The sequence below is a fragment of the Bradyrhizobium sp. 521_C7_N1_3 genome (assembly GCF_052075975.1).
Classification (GTDB): domain Bacteria; phylum Pseudomonadota; class Alphaproteobacteria; order Rhizobiales; family Xanthobacteraceae; genus Bradyrhizobium; species Bradyrhizobium japonicum.
Window position 1 is genome coordinate 10,168,908 of the sequence record NZ_CP197232.1, and the last position, 16,486, is coordinate 10,185,393.

The 16,486-nt window shown below is 55.7% G+C and carries 10 protein-coding genes; 2 read left to right on the top strand and 8 right to left on the bottom strand.

Annotation, left to right across the window (positions count from 1 at the left end; all coding sequences use genetic code 11):
- Positions 1–79: 79 nt before the first annotated feature.
- The gene (locus AB7008_RS48160) at positions 80–886 is read left to right on the top strand and encodes a peptidoglycan recognition protein family protein (RefSeq protein ID WP_441261151.1); all 807 of its coding nucleotides are present in this window, start codon (positions 80–82) and stop codon (positions 884–886) included.
- 853 nt (positions 887–1,739) lie between these two features.
- Here AB7008_RS48160 and AB7008_RS48165 read toward each other — a convergent pair.
- A complete protein-coding gene (locus AB7008_RS48165) occupies positions 1,740–4,307 on the bottom strand; it encodes a hypothetical protein (RefSeq protein ID WP_441261152.1) in 2,568 nt (855 codons plus the stop codon).
- Between the two features lie 287 nt (positions 4,308–4,594).
- On the opposite strand from AB7008_RS48165, the gene AB7008_RS48170 reads away from it, so the two are divergent.
- The gene (locus AB7008_RS48170) at positions 4,595–4,789 is read left to right on the top strand and encodes a hypothetical protein (RefSeq protein WP_441261153.1); all 195 of its coding nucleotides are present in this window, start codon (positions 4,595–4,597) and stop codon (positions 4,787–4,789) included.
- A gap of 40 nt (positions 4,790–4,829) precedes the next feature.
- Here the strand turns inward: AB7008_RS48170 and AB7008_RS48175 are convergent, their stop codons facing one another.
- From AB7008_RS48175 to AB7008_RS48205, 7 genes are all read right to left on the bottom strand, one after another.
- Positions 4,830–5,501 (bottom strand): peptidoglycan recognition protein family protein, encoded by a 672-nt coding sequence (locus AB7008_RS48175; protein ID WP_441261154.1) that lies wholly within the window; start codon positions 5,499–5,501, stop codon positions 4,830–4,832.
- Between the two features lie 1,032 nt (positions 5,502–6,533).
- A complete protein-coding gene (locus AB7008_RS48180) occupies positions 6,534–8,447 on the bottom strand; it encodes a LysM peptidoglycan-binding domain-containing M23 family metallopeptidase (RefSeq protein ID WP_441261155.1) in 1,914 nt (637 codons plus the stop codon).
- A 171-nt stretch (positions 8,448–8,618) separates the two neighbouring features.
- Positions 8,619–9,596: a hypothetical protein gene (locus AB7008_RS48185; protein WP_441261156.1), complete on the bottom strand. Its 978-nt coding sequence runs from the start codon at positions 9,594–9,596 to the stop codon at positions 8,619–8,621.
- Positions 9,589–10,182 carry a hypothetical protein gene (locus tag AB7008_RS48190; protein WP_441261157.1) on the bottom strand — a complete coding sequence of 198 codons (594 nt, stop codon included), beginning with the start codon at positions 10,180–10,182 and terminating at the stop codon, positions 9,589–9,591. The genes AB7008_RS48185 and AB7008_RS48190 overlap by 8 nt, the downstream gene beginning before the upstream one ends.
- 2,373 nt (positions 10,183–12,555) lie before the next feature.
- On the bottom strand, positions 12,556–13,308 hold the full coding sequence (locus AB7008_RS48195; RefSeq protein WP_441261158.1) for a hypothetical protein: 753 nt from the start codon (positions 13,306–13,308) through the stop codon (positions 12,556–12,558).
- 90 nt (positions 13,309–13,398) lie between these two features.
- Positions 13,399–14,667 (bottom strand): tyrosine-type recombinase/integrase, encoded by a 1,269-nt coding sequence (locus AB7008_RS48200; protein ID WP_441261159.1) that lies wholly within the window; start codon positions 14,665–14,667, stop codon positions 13,399–13,401.
- 174 nt (positions 14,668–14,841) lie between these two features.
- Complete coding sequence (locus AB7008_RS48205; protein ID WP_441261160.1) at positions 14,842–16,476, bottom strand: recombinase family protein; 1,635 nt, start codon at positions 16,474–16,476, stop codon at positions 14,842–14,844.
- Between the last annotated feature and the right edge of the window lie 10 nt (positions 16,477–16,486).

Consider the following 16,486-nt stretch of genomic DNA (forward strand, 5'->3'; position numbering starts at 1 on the left):
ATTAGCCAGGATGAAGTATCGTAAAATGCGACGCACTGACGGCGCTCACAACGCAACTGCCTCACTCACAGATAGACGCATGTTGGCCCCGTTCATGAAGGCCGCCTTAATCTTCGGATTCCTGCTCAGCATTTCCGACAGTTGCAGTTCCGCCCCGCTTGCCGCAGAGCCGAAACAGCCCGAAGATCAGCAGTACCCAGTTGGGGCCACAGAAGCGTTGCCGCCGGCCCCTTCAATCCGCACGCGCGGTGAATGGGGCGCCAAGCCGCCGCTTCCGGGCATGAAGGAGCAGCACGTCACCGGAATCGTGCTACATCATACGGGCGTCCGGATGAATCGAGCCGTTTCAATTGAAGCGAAAATGCGCGGCCTCCAAAATTTCTCACAACGCCCCGGAAAGGTCTCGGCGAAGAAGGACAAGCCTGCATGGCCCGACGTTCCCTACCACTTTTATATCGATGACCGCGGCACCATTGCCGAAGGACGTGATGTGCATTTTGCGGGCGATACTAACACAGGTTACGACACCGAAGGCTATATCCAGGTCGTGCTTGAAGGGGATTTCGAGAAGGAGAAACCCGATGAAGCGCAGTTGATTGCGCTTCGGAGTCTTCTGATAGCGCTGTTGACGAGTTGGACTTTGCCTCCTGAGCGGGTCAGCGTGCATATGGATCATGCGCCGACGGATTGCCCCGGGCGAAACTTCATGGCCATCTTCCCCGCCCTGCTGGCCGACGTTAGGGGCCGGCTTCAACACGCGGCCAAGAATAGCTGCCCTCGATCCGGGCCCGGTTCCGAAAAGACACAGTCTCAATGCCCAGCCCCTCCGAATACCTCGCCAGAAAATGGACAACCGCTCAAACCAGGTTTGCCCGAAACGCGCTGACCGTTGGACGAGTCCTCATCGCGCTTTAGCTCTTTGTTTGGCTGGGCCATCAGCGCGCGGATCTGGGAGATGTCCAAGAAGCGCAAATATGGATGGACGGGTCTTGGAGGCGTCCAAGAAGTCTACGCCGATTGGCTTACTCGCTCGACAGATCCTCGAACCATCGTCGAGAAGCTTAAGATCCCTCAGCGTTCCTACTTTGGCGGTAAAACGCTAGCCGCAATAGTGCAGGGATTAGTCGACCCCACAACTCCCCTTTTTCTTTGCCAGCGATTTTAAAGACTGGGCTTCGCTAGTCGGCTCGCAGGCTGAAGCAACGACCGCTGCAGATAAACCAAGAGATCTGAAGCTCGAAAGCAACGAGTGCGACTTCGACGCTTTTGTGAGGTACGATCGATGCGAGGGACGTGAGCGCGTAAAGCTCTTCATGGACACGAGCGAGATCAGGGCCGGCGATCAATTAATCGAGCAACCAAATACAGCGATCGATAGTTCGAGAACGATGCTTGTACTGCGGACACGTCAATATTGGCGATCGAAATAAAGCCTGACCGAGTTAGATCAAGTCGACGCCTTCAGTTAGAAGTATCATTCCTGTCGTCTTGTCTGTGAGCTCAAGTGAACTGCCCCCAAACGAAATAGCACCTCAAGTACTCGACCTTGCAAGTCGTCGATGCAGATCATAGATCTCACCAAGTCGACGCTAATCCAGCTGGCTTCATGGAATTTGCGGGATTACGAACGAACTGCTTCGGGCAACCGCCGCTGGCGGTACGCGCGGACATTCGAAAATGGACAATGCTAATCGTTGTGGCGTAGCGTCTCTTTTCTCGCGCATAATTTGATTGGGTTCCTACGGCAACGGATCAAGAAACGCGCTACCCAGCCCGATAAACCAATCCCCTATGTCGATCGCAGGACCGTCGCTTAGACCAGTGATGGCCGGCAAAAACAATTTATCACCTATGTGCTCGCCCAGAGCTCGGTAGGCTTCGAATTGAACCTCGGTGAAGAATTGATTCGCTGTTGAATGATGAGGAAACGCCGGCTCATCCAATTTGTATCGTCTGATGAACTCCCCTTCATTGCCTGTCAAAGAAAGCTTCAGATAGACGAGATACCCAATCTCTTCTCCTCGATCCGATTCTCCTGTCGGATATTTGATACGACAAAAGCGAAAATGAGATCGGCTCAGACCTTCATTGCTAATTCGTAGATCCTCGAGATTAGCTTCGATCGCGATTCCGAAATCGATGTAAGCAAGACGTTGCAAATTCGTTAGCCCGTGAAACGTCATTTTCTCATCCTGCTCTCCATCAACTGTTATGATAAATCGGCACCTGCGGCGCAAGAGCTCGTACACCCCGAGATTCTCAATGTGCCCTCCGTCCGAGATCTGGACGTAGGCCCCCTTCTCGTCAGCCATTGCGAGCAGTTCTTGAAGCAAGTTCTTCACAGTTGGGCGTTTGATGTTTCGACCAATCGCCTTTGGATTCCTGAGCCACGCACCCAGGCGCAAATTTAGAACGGTCAGCCAGAAGCTACTGTACCGTCGAGTTTGCAAGCCCAACTGAGGCGAAACCGCGGCGCCGGACAGAGCCATAGCGGTTGCAAGATCAAGCGACGAATTTGCCTCCTCCCAATCCGTTATTGACGAATAACCTATGAGAGAAGCCCCGGCTGCCACAGGTGTAAATGACATAATGTCAGCATGACGACCTCGCATCTTCGGATCAATTGACCCCGGAACGTTCAACGCGCAGTTCAATATCGGAAACAAAGACCGGGAGCAGTCAAGATTGCTTAACTTGGCGGGCTCCGCCGGCTGACATTGCTCATCAACCAGAAACGCCTTTGCCAACTTAGTCCGATAAAAGTTGTGTAACGACGTCGTATTGATATCCAGAACGAACCATAGCGCGATCGAGATTAGTACTGATCCCGTCGTGAACATCGCGGCTGAACCAACGCCCGCTACTTGGAAGACTCTGTATGCCGATGCTTCAGCCACCGCGAGTATCACAATGCTAATGGCCGAAAGAACGATCGGGCGAGACAAGCTAATTCGTCCAAATGTGGCGCCGATGACAATGACCAATGATCCGACCACCGTCCAGATGATGATCAGCTGCGCGACACCTAAGCTCTCCGACAGGAGGACATCGAACAGGTGATGCATGCTGCCCAAGCCAACCCATAGCGGCGGTATCACAAACAGCGCTCCGAGAAGAGCCAGCCAGTTTGTTCCACCGGAGAGTGACTGACCGGCCCACCCGCGAAGTAAAGGCACGACCAGAAAGAGGGCGATCAGCCCGGCAGAGGAAAACAGCGCGATTTGCCGCCATATTTCGTCTGAAATTTCATAGCGAAGCAAATAATCACCGAAAGCGACGACAGAGATCAACGAAAGCACAATGACCAAGGTTAAGAAGATACCTTGTGCTTGAGCCATCACCAATGTGAAACGTTCCCAAACTGAACCAGAGAGATAACTCGAGCTTTGTCGGATGCGGCGCAAGAGTTCGGATTCTCCTTCACTTCGTTTGAAAGGTAGGTCCAATCTCCGGAGACTTAGATTACTTCCAGAAGTAGCGGTCCCCAATAGCTGAGTCAGGAAGGAGCCAGCGTAGCCTCCGCCACTGACGGTCGAAAGGTAATCGAACTGCGGAAGCAGGCCGCGTTTCGAAAGAGCGACCATGATGCCGATGGCAAAGGTTGCGCTCCTGATGCCGCCACCAGACAATGCCAAGCCTGCAGCCCAGTCGCGTTCGCAAACATCGTAAAACTTTCGCCGTTCGCGGACTTTCTCTTCTTCCATTTCACTTAAGTTCGAACGAGGCTCGTGCATCGTTTCGCCCATAGGCCGCCATCCTACCGTTCGGTCCATTTCCGTCTCGACCGCGCGATTGATTGATTGGCCCGCGATCAGCGTCGCGAACCCATCGCAATCGCGGATAGAGTTCAAGACGCGATCAAGTTCGATCAAGCGTCCTCTGACAAGTGCCAGCTCGGCACGAAAAATATCGGAACTGTCTAGAGCGTTGAGCTCCCCCGACTCGCTTCGCGAGTGCCATTTTGCGGTGAACGGTCTTACGTAAATATTCAGCACATACCACACGATGGTTTCGAACGTCTGGCAGTCGGGCCATTGTTGTGTGGTAGCTCTCGCGTGACCGAACAACTCGAAGATGCTCGCCAGCGCCTGTTGCTCGACGCCGCTTGAATAACCAAGGGGTTGAGTAGCTACGCGAGAGACGAGCTCGATATGGAATGTGTGCGCGGCTACTTTGTCCGCATCAGACGGGAGCCACAGGCGGTCGCCATAGCGATTGTGAAAGTCGACATCAAACGCGTTCGACACTTTTGGTTCAAGCGTTGCGAGATGCTGCCTCCAGGTGACGTTAGAAATTGGTGCGCCCAATGAACATCCCCCTTTGATGTGCCGCAAGTGCAAAAGCGTGAACGTGATAGGCGACTTCTAAACTTCAGCCGGTGATACCTAGACTAGCGACGTCGCCGCGCGCTCGACGCAACTTATCCTTGGGTAGATAGAAATTCGCGCAATGCGAGCAATAGATTTGTTTATGGGCAGGTTCGCAGATTTCCATAGCAGAGCTTACGAAGAACGTTTTCATAAGTCACATCTACGAGGACGACGCTGGCCTCGGCAAGCTGGAAGGACTTCTATGGATTTTGTGCCGTCGCAACTTGCAGCCGAAAGTTTGTCGATACGCAAAGATTGGAAACTGGCTACTCGGCACTGACAGCGTCGACAAGAAAATCAGAAGAGCCGGGCATTTTGTCGACTCTATGCAAGTGACTGAGGTCTTATCGTCGGACCAGTATAATACCGATCCACGATTTTCTAAGAGTCTGTCAGGAAGATCATCCGGGATCGCATAGTTTTCCGCGTCCATAGAATAATGTAGACAGGGATTCGCAGCTACCTCAAACTTTCAGGGGAAGGGCCACCTGAGTGGGCCCTGGCCAGCCGAGACCCTAGAATCTTCCGGCCAGCCCTAGCCAACGCCGCAAGTTCGCATCCTTCGCAATACCTCCGGTCTTTGTAATCGACCCATGCGTGGGCGTAAATGTTCTCGGCCGGAATACTATATCTAGCTAGGAGCACCTTCGCCAAAATCAGCCAGGCGTCGGCCTGGGCCTGCGTAACCGGGCGCCGCACGTTAGGATAGTTTCCGACGAATTCCACGGCGATCGAATCCGCATTGTCTATCTGGTGGAAGGTGGCGCGGTTATCGATGTACTTGCTGTCGTCGCGGTTGCCCCTGACATGCTTAGGCGCGGCGAATTCGACCACCGACCAATAGACGGTGCCGTCAGTCTCGACCCAGACCGTCGCGCCGCGTCGGTCAGGCGTCTCCATCTGTTTGAGCGCCATGCGCTGCGCCGAACCGGGCGGGCCTTCAGACTGGTGCACGATGATGTTACGCCACGGACGCGCCAGTTCCGGCCTTCCCCACGGGGCCAGCCAGACGATGTTGAGCCCGGGGATGTCTGGAGTGCCGATGGCTTGTGTGGGGTCGGCGGCGGTCTGCGCCGCGGCCTGCGTGCAAATTGCAAATAGGTAGACAACGGCCGTCAAATGTTTGGTCATCCCACAACTTAGAATATAGGCGCACGGAAATGTCCAGATGCCGCCATTCCCGCCTCTTTCGCCGCCCGCCCTTATCGGACAAATCTTGAACGACGCCATCGAGCAGAGCGAGCTTGTATCCCGTCACCGGCTAACGCCTTGAGAACGGATATAGCGAGCTTGAGCGTCGGCGATGTTGGCGGTACTCGCTGGCTTGGCTGCAGGCGGGGAGAGCGCAGCGGCACCGGGCCATGCCGCTAGCGGCAACGCCGTTATGGCCCCTGCTTTGAAATGAACGCCTTCTGGGGTACGAAAACTTGGAGGCTTTCATCGTTGTTCGCTGCGCCCCGGTCAGCCTGGGAATCAGGTCGGAAAACTCTAGCCAAAACTGTCCAATTTTGCCTTCGCAGACCAGATGGACATCCGCTACATGACGACGGAGCGCGGCTTCGTCTATCTCGCGGTCGTGCTCGACTGGTTCAGCCGTTGCCCGGCGTCCCACTCGAGCCTTGACGGCAGCACCCCAGATCAAGCTTCCTCCATCCGGCTGCCGCGTCCACTCCACTTATCGACGACCGGCCCGCCTCAGAGTGAGTGTCACTAGCTTTGATATTCAGTGCAGTTCCGCTATTGTCACATATACTCAACTTATGTGGAACTGCGCGTTATGCGATACCTTGTGGTCGTTACCTTGTCCCTCGCTTTATCTTCGGCATCAGTTACGAGCGCGCCTTACACGCGAGGCGATTGCGAGTTCATTGAACAGCTGCTCGGCAATTGCGCCGGTCTCGAAGAGAATTCATCGCCAGACTGCGAACCATTCACGACCATCCGCGAGGCTAGCGACTACCGCAATTTAGCCTATAAGCATCCTGAGCTTAAGCAGCAGTTTAAAGCTCTTTGCAGCCAAGTGTGCTACGCCGAAACTACTACGGCTGCCGCCTTGAGAAAATTCTGCCCACGGCAGCCGCGGAAATCATAGAGTAAGCTTATCTCAGCCACCTGATGGCGTGGAGGCCGTTCGACTGCAAAGCACCGCGCGATGTGTTTGGCTCAATTGAGATACCGAACGGGATCAACCGGCGCAGAACCCTTTCGGATCTCGAAATGCAGCTGTGGTTCCGAAACTTCACCAGATTGGCCTGACTTGGCGATGATCTGCCCTCGTTTGACGGTATCGCCTCGTTTTACAAGCAAATCACTGTTGTGCGCGTATGCCGTAGTGAACCCGTTCGAGTGACGAACTAATACGAGATTCCCGTAGCCTTTCAATTCGCTCCCCGAATATGCGACGGTACCGTCGTCCGCTGCTTTAACGGGTGTTCCTTCCGGCACGGCCAGATTAATGCCATCGTTGTTCTTGTTATTAGCTTGTTTCGAATGGTAGGCAGCGACGACCTTTCCGCGCACGGGCCAGCGAAACATCCCTGCAACATCCACCTCATCGTCATCTCTTGTAGGAGGATCGGTTTGTTTCGGATCGGCCTCCGGAGATTGCCCGCTTGATTGTTTTGCCGACACCTGAGTGGGGCTGCCCAATGTGTCCGACCGTTGATCCGCTTTGTTCGCCCTCTTTGGAATTATTAGATGCGAACCGACCACGAGCGTTGTATCGGTGCTCAGTCCATTGAGCTTTTTCAGGATTTGAACCGGAACGCTCCATTTGTTAGAAATGCTATCAAAAGTATCGTCGCCCTTGACGACGTAAGCTAGGCCGCCGTCCCAGGACCAGGCTGAATCATCGGCGATCCTTTTGTCGCCGTTGTTGCTAGTTGCATTTTGCTGATGTGTCTTCAATAAGTCGGCCCGCAAAGATGCCAGTGCACCGGCGCTGATAGGTACAAGGGTCTTGTAATATTCGAGGTCGGCGGAGAGTCCTGGATGGGTGATATTTTGCTTAAGTGCCGCTCCAAAGTCTGAATAGCTTTTCAGGAAATGACTGGCGTCGATCGTCTCCTCGCAATCGTAGACAAACACCGTATCAGGTTTGGTTTCATCCGTTTGCAAATGCTTGCGCCTATGCATCGCTAGAAAGGGTGTCGTCAGCGAGCGCAGTGCCATGAACGACAAAAGCTCCTTGACCATGCCCGCGTTCGCCGATGCCGCGCCTTGCGCGAATGCCACGGACGATTTGCTGAAACAACCTTCGTACATCAACGCCAAGGCGCTGTAGTATGTTTTGATGTCGCCATCTAAAATGTCGTCGACGTTCCGGTCCTCCGGATTGGTCAGTGCACGAAGATCGCTGCTCTTTGGTAGCGAGTTCGTGGTAGCGTACTTGGAGAGAAACACGAGCGGAACTACCAACTCGTTGTACGCACCCACGGTTGCCTCGTCAGTATCGCTCGAGATGCGAAAGAGCCGGCTGAGGTTCATCCCGTCCAGAACGAGTTGGCGGGCTTCGGCCAATGCAAGGTCTTCATAAGCTCTCACCGCACGATCGACGTATCTTCTCTTAAGGATGTCGAAGAGCGTGCGCGCGTTCAGGTTATTCAGTGTCACGGTTTTGTCGACGGGCTCGCAGTCCGTGATCTTTTCGCAGATGGGATTGCTTTCCTTCAACGCGCCGGATGTTAATGCAGATCTTACTGCCGTGTAAAAAACGGGCTCGGTGCCCATGAAATCCAAATACCAAAGCAGGTCCCAAAGCGTTCCGAAATATCGATCGCGATACTGCGCTCCCAAAAACGGCTTCACTTTTTGCACGGCGGCTGATTCCCGAACGGTGTCGGTGAAGAAATTGGCTTCGCGTAATTTTCGCAGGCTGGCAGGTTCGTCTAGGTTCTGATCATCGAGAGCTACGTTATCCGCAACGCCGCCGCCGCTCCCCTCGATGTAGTGGTTCTGAGTCTTTCTTACGGTGCGTGAGTGCTCTCTCAAAAAATCGCTCACCGCTATTCCCGCAAGAGCGACGCAGAGAATCGCCAAAGCCAACCGCAGGAGCGAGCTATTTTGCGCCACTTTCACTCGACACGTCCCCAATCGCGCTCGAACGCTTCGTCGCGGGAATCAAAGAACGAACCCTGTGTACTACGAGATCTCCGTTGTAGCGGTATCCGAGCGCGACCGGTGGCGCCACTACTAGCGCTGTGCCTGCGACAAGTATCAGTAAGACAAATACCGCTGAAAGACTTCTCCTCACGTTCCAGCCTTTCGATCAGGGCCGAAAATTTGGGTCCGGAGGCTCGCGATGTATTCCTCTGGACTTTTGTGATGCAGAGCGTCGGCGCACAGCTGCAGATAGATCCGACCGGCAGTGTCGTCGTCCATGCCTTTGGCCTTCAGTCGCCTGACTGAGGCGGGTTCGCGCACGGCGAATCCAAAATCGTCTATACGGTCGACGAGTGTACGAAGATTACCTTGATCTTTGCAAAGAAGAAAGAACTGTTCCAGATTCGCTTTTGAGCCGTCGAATCTGTCTTTGTATTTGGCGATCCTGTCTTTTGCGAATTGGTTGTCTCTAAAAATTCGGACGGCCAGTTGATAATAGACAATCGCTAGCGCGTAGCTGTTCCGCTGAGCGAGACTTTCACCGGCTTGAGCGAGTTGATCTGAACTTGATCTGATCTTTTCGTATCTTTCGATGTAGGCGTCGATGGCGCGGTCGGGATTGTCAGGGTCCGATTTTCCTATTTCCCGCAGAAGTGCGATCGAGTCCGAGAGGTGGGTCTTACCCAGAGCGTTTGCCTGATCGATCATCCGGTTATGGTTTATTTGCCCACTGTAGTGGTATTCCCGCGCCGCCACGAAAGCGTAGGATTCGACTGCCTGCAAAAATAGGCCCAATGAAAGCGCTGCGATGAGTAGTGATGCGATCAGAAAAATGCCGGTCAGTCTTCGTTCGCGACGGATTAGGCAATAGGAACCGTGGAACGTAAGCCTGATAGAGGTGTCTAGTGACCATTTAGCGGCGGCTAGAATTTGAGGTGAGAGCGCTGCGAGAGCAGCAATCGCCAACAGATCGTATTTCAGCTCGCTGAAAAGAAGATAGTGTAGCGAGCTTCCTTTCGACAGAATGTTGTTCGTAACCCAATCCGGGAATTTCCCGATGATCGAGGTGAGAAACGTTACGACGAGCGCCATAGAAGCAGAGAAAGTCAGGGCAAGTTTACCCATCGAGGCGTTCTCGCCATAAAAATGCGGCCAGAAAGATAACGACACCGCCTAATGATGCGCCGAACAGAAATAGTAACATGGACGCAAAAAGCAGAATCTTGCTAAATTGGTGATTTGGATAGAGATGCGCATTTAGCTTTCTATCGTAAAGGTTTTGCCTGCTCTCCAAGGCCAGATGCAACATGTCGTACTTCAGCAACTGAAATAAACCGCTGAGCGTTCTTACGTCTTCTGCAAGAAGCACGTCGCGGGCATTCGTGCTGAGGATCGGTAAGGTATGTTGTGACTCGCTAGTATTCGGCCGGCGCGCGCGACGTGGGCGCGGCGCCTTCCGGTCGCGGTTATCGCCGGCGAGTGGCGGTGACGCCTGCGGCGCTTTTGGCCTGTCTGACAACTCAAGTTCGTGCCGGTGCGGGACATCTTCGAGACGAATTTTAGGGATGTCGTCCACACCGACGTGCGAGCGCTGGTTGGCATCGGTAGCCGCAAGTACGGGAGAGGAAGCGTTTGGTCGCCTCCGTCGAAGGTTCGCGAGCCGACGGCGCCAAAACTGCTGACTTGCAACTGAGCTAACCTCAGTACCCATGATATGGTCCCCCGGCAAGCTTAGACTGGCGAGCGGCAGATTGCAACCAGAGGGTACTGTTGGTTACAGGCGCGATCTTGGCTCATCTTACTCCGATGGAGACGGATCGCGTTGCACATCGCCAAGAATCGCTGCGACCAGGGTCACCGACACCAAACCGCAGTATTCGAAGATGCCTATCAAGTCGATGAGGCCACCGCGGGCGGACCTACGCACAAAGTAAGCAGTCCTTTGGTCATAGGCCTTCAAAGAGAAGCCACCGGAAATGCCGCGCCTGAGTCCGGGAGAAAGCACGTCAAGCCGCTAAAGCCAAGACGGCCTATGATGGGCAGATGGCGGTGCGACTTGAGAACGGTCAAATCAGAGTAAGCATTGTCTGACTTCGTGAGCCGCAATCGTCTTGCACCAAGTCGGCTGGACGCCTGTACGTCCGTGGTGAGCCAAGCATGGCTGATGGTTTCAACCGACCAGCCCTCCTGGAGAGCCAAGCACGCGACGATTGTCGCGTAACGCCAGCGCGCATTCGGCAGAGATGGCGCGTGAGGTCGGCAGCATCGGAAATCGATGTGGCCAACGTTGATCCAGCCCAGCCTAAACAAGACACACCACATGGTAAATTGAGTAGTGTCCTTGTGATGGGACTGTGAAAGTGACGAATGCAGCATCACAGTCCCGTCTGAGCGCCATAAAAGTGGCGCCTACGCAACACGGTCCCTCCTGAGGGCCATTCCTGGCCCTGGCATGGGACTGTTCGTGTCTGACATGGGACTGTGAAATGAATTATCGGGTGTCCATCTCATGAAATCCATGCTCGGTGTCGTAAATGTGGTTTGAGTGTCATCCGGAAACTCTGTCAGTAGCCATTCAGTTGAAACGCGGCCCTTCATGCTGAAACCGCTTCTCTTGCTTACCCTAATAAAGCCATGGGCAACTAGGCACTGAAAGCAGCGCTGCGCCGTACTACGTCCGACGTTAAGAGCCTTGGCGGCTTCTCTAACGCTGTAGGGGATTTTACCGTTGTTAGAGTTCGGGCCTCTGTAACGCCTCGCCAGCTCAACGTAGAGCGCTCTGCAATTGCCATCGAGCGCCTGCCACGCTACCGAACCGAGCATGTGTTCCGTAAGACTGACAAAGCGCCCGCGCGCTCGCACGTCTTTTCGGGTGCGCTGATGGTAATCACGCCGGTTTGTCATTCTGACGTCTCGGTGTACGAATCGATCGGGTCATCACACCTCGCCAAGGCCGTTTATGGCGGCATATAAATTCGCGAGGTTTCCTGGCAAGTTGCAGCGGCGCTGAACATATCGCCCGGCCGGCGTTAGGACGACGGCGTCACGATTGGCTGCATATTGGCCGAGAGGAGTCAGATCGAAGGAGGACTGACTTTGTACCCGATTGCGTGGTATCCGATTGCGCAGTATCTTCCGCACTGTTGTGTCTCTGCTTTGCGGTTGAGGGACGACATTTCGCCGGCGTGAGCTTCCTCTCACGTCGGCATTTTCATTTTCGGTCTCTGACCGTGACGGGGACCGGCAGTGCTGTTGGTCGCGAGGTGATCGGCGGCGCGGTAGTAAATCGAGCCGAATCGTTATGCCGAGCCCCTGCAGCCGCCATTTTGCCGAGGGGCTGCCTCGGCCCAGCCGATACGTCGATTTTGATGGGCGCGCTCGGCATAGACCCTGCAGTCGTCTTTCGCCGGACAAACTTCTCGCCCATGACGTCATATTGAGCGGCTTCGCCGATGATTGCCCAACCAGTAATCACAGCAGGCGCGTGAGCGTAGGCCATGCGAATTACGGTGGAAGGCCTATGCCCTTTGTCGAGTAGAACTCGACTCCCATCCAATACAGGTTGCCGCGTAGCCCGGCATATCACCTCGTCGGTGTCCCTGACGCGAGCGTCGAATCGATCATGACGGCGCTTGCCGCGATCATCGAGCGATGGCGAAACGATGATGACGACCTCCGTCATCACTTGCGGACCTTGCGATGTGGCGGGCGGCGGACTTCAGAAGTTGACCGAACTAACGGCCCGATCTTGCCCTGCGCCCATTCATCGAGGCCGGACGTCGGGTACAATGGCACGCGACCAGCAAGCCTAAAGGGCGGACCTTCAGAGCTTACACAGGCAATTTTTGCGAGTGTTTTAGGCGAACAGGGAATTCCATATGTGTCGTTGACGTATTTAGCCGCGTCCGTCCGCCTTAGAAGACGATCCAGTTTAACAGAATGTCTGAGAAGGGTATCCATCTGCGCCTCGCATCTTCGCGGAGCAATGCCCGCCGATGAAAGGAGTAATGGGGCGAATACTGGTATTCGTCATGCGGTCGTTCGCGGCATTTCACGGCATTTGAAGACATCTGGCTGATCAGTTTTACTTAAGCTTCTTGATCGCTCGTCCAATCGTCCTTTCGTGCGGTAGCGGGTTGTAGCCGTCGCTTTTCAACTTGTTCAAAATAAAATCATTTCGTTGCTTCGAAGGGGTCCCCGCATGAATCTTGCCGCTGGATCTCAGATATGCATACGCCCGCTGAATCGCTCGTGTTTTTGAGCCCCGCCCAGTCGGCGGGAACGTTGACGTGGCCTGCAAATTGATGGAGACGTCCGGCTCCTGTGTGACCTGCACTGCGGCCGTTCTTTTCCAAAACTTCGGTGGTACAAAACCTCGCTTGTCGATCCACCCAGAAAATTCGTCTTCGGAAAGCTCGATGTAGTGCAGTCCAAAACTGAGTTCTGGAAAGTACTCAGAGGAAGGCATCTTGGCCAGTATAGCGAACGCGGCGCGACATGAGTCCTCGGACCACCTCTGCCTATTCGGGGGCACGCTTATTCTGGGCCGTATGTCGACGACGACCTCGCCATTCGCGAAGTGAAGGTATCTTTCTAGTCCTTCGTTCGAGGACGTAGTGAAAACGATGGGTTGCGGGCCGGATTGCATCCTGTAGTCGAAAATCTTGCCGAGATATCTCAGTCGCGCGCCGGCCGAATCGCCGGTGATTTCGCCAAGCCACCATGCGGATTCCAGCAGAGCCAACAGTTCCTTCTTCGATGCAGGAGGGTAGATTTCGCGGGACCAGAAGTCTGCAATTTCGTAGAGAGCCAATTTTTTCGCCGACAAAGGGAACATTCGTAGCTCCGCTGGTGTGCACTTGTTGCCAGTGCGGCAGGTTGGTGCGGGACCATCCTTGCGGGAGTACCCGAGCCGCGGGGCTGGTGGTCAGGCTGATCGTAACTGGACTACCTTGCTCGATTTCTTTCCAGTCATGGCCTCCTCGATGTGGCGCGCAATCTTGTCCGCGGCGGCCAACAATGCAGAGTCGATCTTGTGGATGTAGCCCTCGGTAACGCTTGCGCGGGAGTGACCTACCAAGGCTTTGATGGTTGGAAGTGAATAGCCAAGATCGTCAGCAGTCGAACTGAATGAATGCCGCAACCCATGGCTGGTGATCCCTGGCACGTCCTTTGCCGACACCTTCTGAAGCCATCGCGTCAAACCTGTGTGGTGTTTCGCCTCGGTTGTGATGGCAGGAAACACATATTTTGACTTGGACCTGGCCATCGCCATCTTCAGGATTGCAATGACGGCCGGCCCCACTGGGCGAATGCTCTTTCCGGATTTACTGTTTCCCAGACGAAGAGCCATCCCGACTGGATCGACTTCCGTCTTCAGAAGGCTTTCCACCTCGTCCAGGCGGCAACCTGTCATCGCTGATGTGCGGCTTGCGAGGATCCTCTGCCAGTGCTCGCCGTTTGCCTCAGCCGCGGTGAGACATTTCCCGAGACGACGATAACCGACGTCGTCCAGACGCCATTCCCGGGTCTGATCCTTCGGCCGTCTGATGCCGTTGATCGGATTGTCCGGTCGGTAACCTTCATCGATCGCGTAGCTGAATATCCCGCCGAGGAGACCCATCGTGCGAGCCGCGGTCCCCTTCCCGCCCGTCACAATCGCACGGCCTCGAGTCTTGGTCTTCACGTCGGCGGCGGACTTGCCGGCAATAATGTCGCGCTGAAGGCCCTTGGCGTCGGTGGAGGTGAAGCCCTTCACCGTCTTCTTGCCGACGAGCTTGACGATGTGCCGCTCGATACGACCCTTGTCACTGTACAGGGTCGTCTTGCTCTTCGTCTCGCCCCGGCGGGTGAGGATCAGGCCGCGTTCGGCCTTGTCCAGGTACTCCCTGCATAGCTCTTCCACCGTCATGGCGCCGCGGGCGAGCCTCTTGCTCTCGACGGGATCTGCGCCCCGGACAACATCCGCCAGAGCCAGCCTAGCCTCTCTACGAGCCTCTTCGGCGGTCAGGACACCGTACCGGCCCAGGGTTAACCGTCGGCTGCGACCGTTGGCGTTGCGATACTGCACCAGGAAGGATTTGGCGCCGCTCTTTTTCACGCGCAGCCCGAAGCCCGGCAGTTCGTCGTCCCAGAGGAAGACGTCAGCTCCCATCGTTTCCGCAGCATCGACCGCGCGTTTCGTAAGCTTCGGCAATTTTCCCTCGGGTAAGCACCGGGTAAGCAGGCGCCGGAAAACGAGGGAAATCTGCGGTAACGACCGTAGCCCCCAAATCAGGCTGATTTCAGCCTATATCCGGGCGCCATCAATTCCAAGGGATTTCAGGTAAGCAAGGGTAATCTATTCACCCTTGCCCTCCGAAGGCAAAGGTCACACGTTCGAATCGTGTCGGGTGCGCCACTTCGGTACAAAACTGGGCACTCCAAAACCTGCCGTTTTTGCGCTCGACGCGGCGACCAGCGTGCCCAGCAGCGCGCTTTTCGACCCCATGATACGAACTTCTTTCGCGTCTACCTCGACGCGCTGGGCGAGCGCGCGGAGGTGGTCGCGCCGATAGCCGCCCGCCTCGGTCCGCATCCGCTTGCGGGCCTGACTGGCGAAGGTTTTCAGCACCTGGGGTGTGATGCTCGGCCCAGCCCGATCAAGCGCACCCTCAGCCCGCTCTGCGTCGGCGCGGGCCTGATCGCGGACAGATTTCAGCTCGGTCACGCGCTCCTTGAGCATCGGATCGGATACGTCGGCGATTCCGTTCTCGATGGCGTCGTACAATCGCTTGAGTTTGGCTTCTGCTTCGGCCGCACGCTTGCGCAATTCGGCGATATGCGTCGTTCGGCGCTCGGCGCGTTCTTTCCGGCGATGCAGGACGGCCGATAGGATTTGCTCGAGACGCTTGGGCTGCAACAGGCGCTGCTCGATATGCTTGGCCACGACACTGTCGAGCTTTTCCATCGGAACGGTGCGGCCCTTGCAGCCGATTTCGCCCTGTCGGGCCTTGGTGCAGCAAGTGTAATATCTGTACCTTCCACTCTTCCCGGTCCTCAGCGTCATCGCCCCGCCGCAGGCGGCGCAAAAGCAGATGCCGGTAAGGAGAGTGGGACCGCTCACAACGCGCGGCGCTGTCATTGCGGGGCTACGCGTCTTGAGCAGCGTCTGCACGGTCTCGAACTCGGCCGCATCGATGATTGGCGGCACTGCCATCTCGACCATCTCGGCATCGGGCTTTCGCTCGCGAGTCTTCCAATACTTGGTGTTGAAGCGGTGGCGGCCGATATACGTCGTTCGCGTCAGCACCTTGTGCACGGCATCGACGCCCCAGCGGCCGCCGTCGCGGGTTCGGATGCCGGATTCATTCAGATGCTTGGCAATCGATTTGACGCCCATCGACCCGGAGGAGCCGTTTCCTTCGCGTGCCAGGCGATAGATCAGCCGCACGGTCTCCGCCTGGATGGGATCAACCTCCAGTGTCTTCTTGGTGCGGTGGCCACGCTGCTCGCTGGCTTCCACGATGCGGTAGCCAATGGGCGGCAGCGCGCCGTTCCAGAAGCCTTGGCGTGCATTCTCCTTCATCGCTCGCAGCGTATGCTTGGCGTTCTCCTTGGACTGATATTCGTCGAACAGCGCCATGATCTGGCGGATCATGTTGCTCATCGGATCATCGCCGAGTTCCTGGGTGATCGACACCAGCCGCACGCCGCTCTTGGCAAGCCGGCGGACATAAAACTCAAGCTGGAACTGGTCGCGGAAGAAGCGACTGAAGCTATGGACCAGGATCACGTCGAACGCCGGCGGCTTGACCGTCGCCGCGTCGATCATGCGCTGGAACTCCGGCCGCCGATCGTCGGTCGCGGACGCGCCGGGCTCGATATAGTCAGCGACGATCTCCCACCCACGCGCCGCGCAATAACCCTTCGCCTGGCGGCGCTGATCCGGGATGGAAAGATCGCTGTCGGCTTGCCGTCCCGTCGAGACCCGCAGATAGAGAGCCGCCCGAACCGCCGCTGCCATGGTGATGTCC

What these genes read in the sequence shown, in the direction of transcription:
- AB7008_RS48160 (WP_441261151.1), top strand. Translation starts at nt 80, where the DNA reads ATGTTGGCCCCGTTCATGAAGGCCGCCTTAATCTTCGGATTCCTGCTC.
- AB7008_RS48175 (WP_441261154.1), bottom strand. Translation starts at nt 5,501, where the DNA reads ATGACCAAACATTTGACGGCCGTTGTCTACCTATTTGCAATTTGCACG.
- AB7008_RS48185 (WP_441261156.1), bottom strand. Translation starts at nt 9,596, where the DNA reads ATGGGTAAACTTGCCCTGACTTTCTCTGCTTCTATGGCGCTCGTCGTA.
- AB7008_RS48190 (WP_441261157.1), bottom strand. Translation starts at nt 10,182, where the DNA reads ATGGGTACTGAGGTTAGCTCAGTTGCAAGTCAGCAGTTTTGGCGCCGT.
- AB7008_RS48195 (WP_441261158.1), bottom strand. Translation starts at nt 13,308, where the DNA reads ATGTTCCCTTTGTCGGCGAAAAAATTGGCTCTCTACGAAATTGCAGAC.
- AB7008_RS48205 (WP_441261160.1), bottom strand. Translation starts at nt 16,476, where the DNA reads ATGGCAGCGGCGGTTCGGGCGGCTCTCTATCTGCGGGTCTCGACGGGA.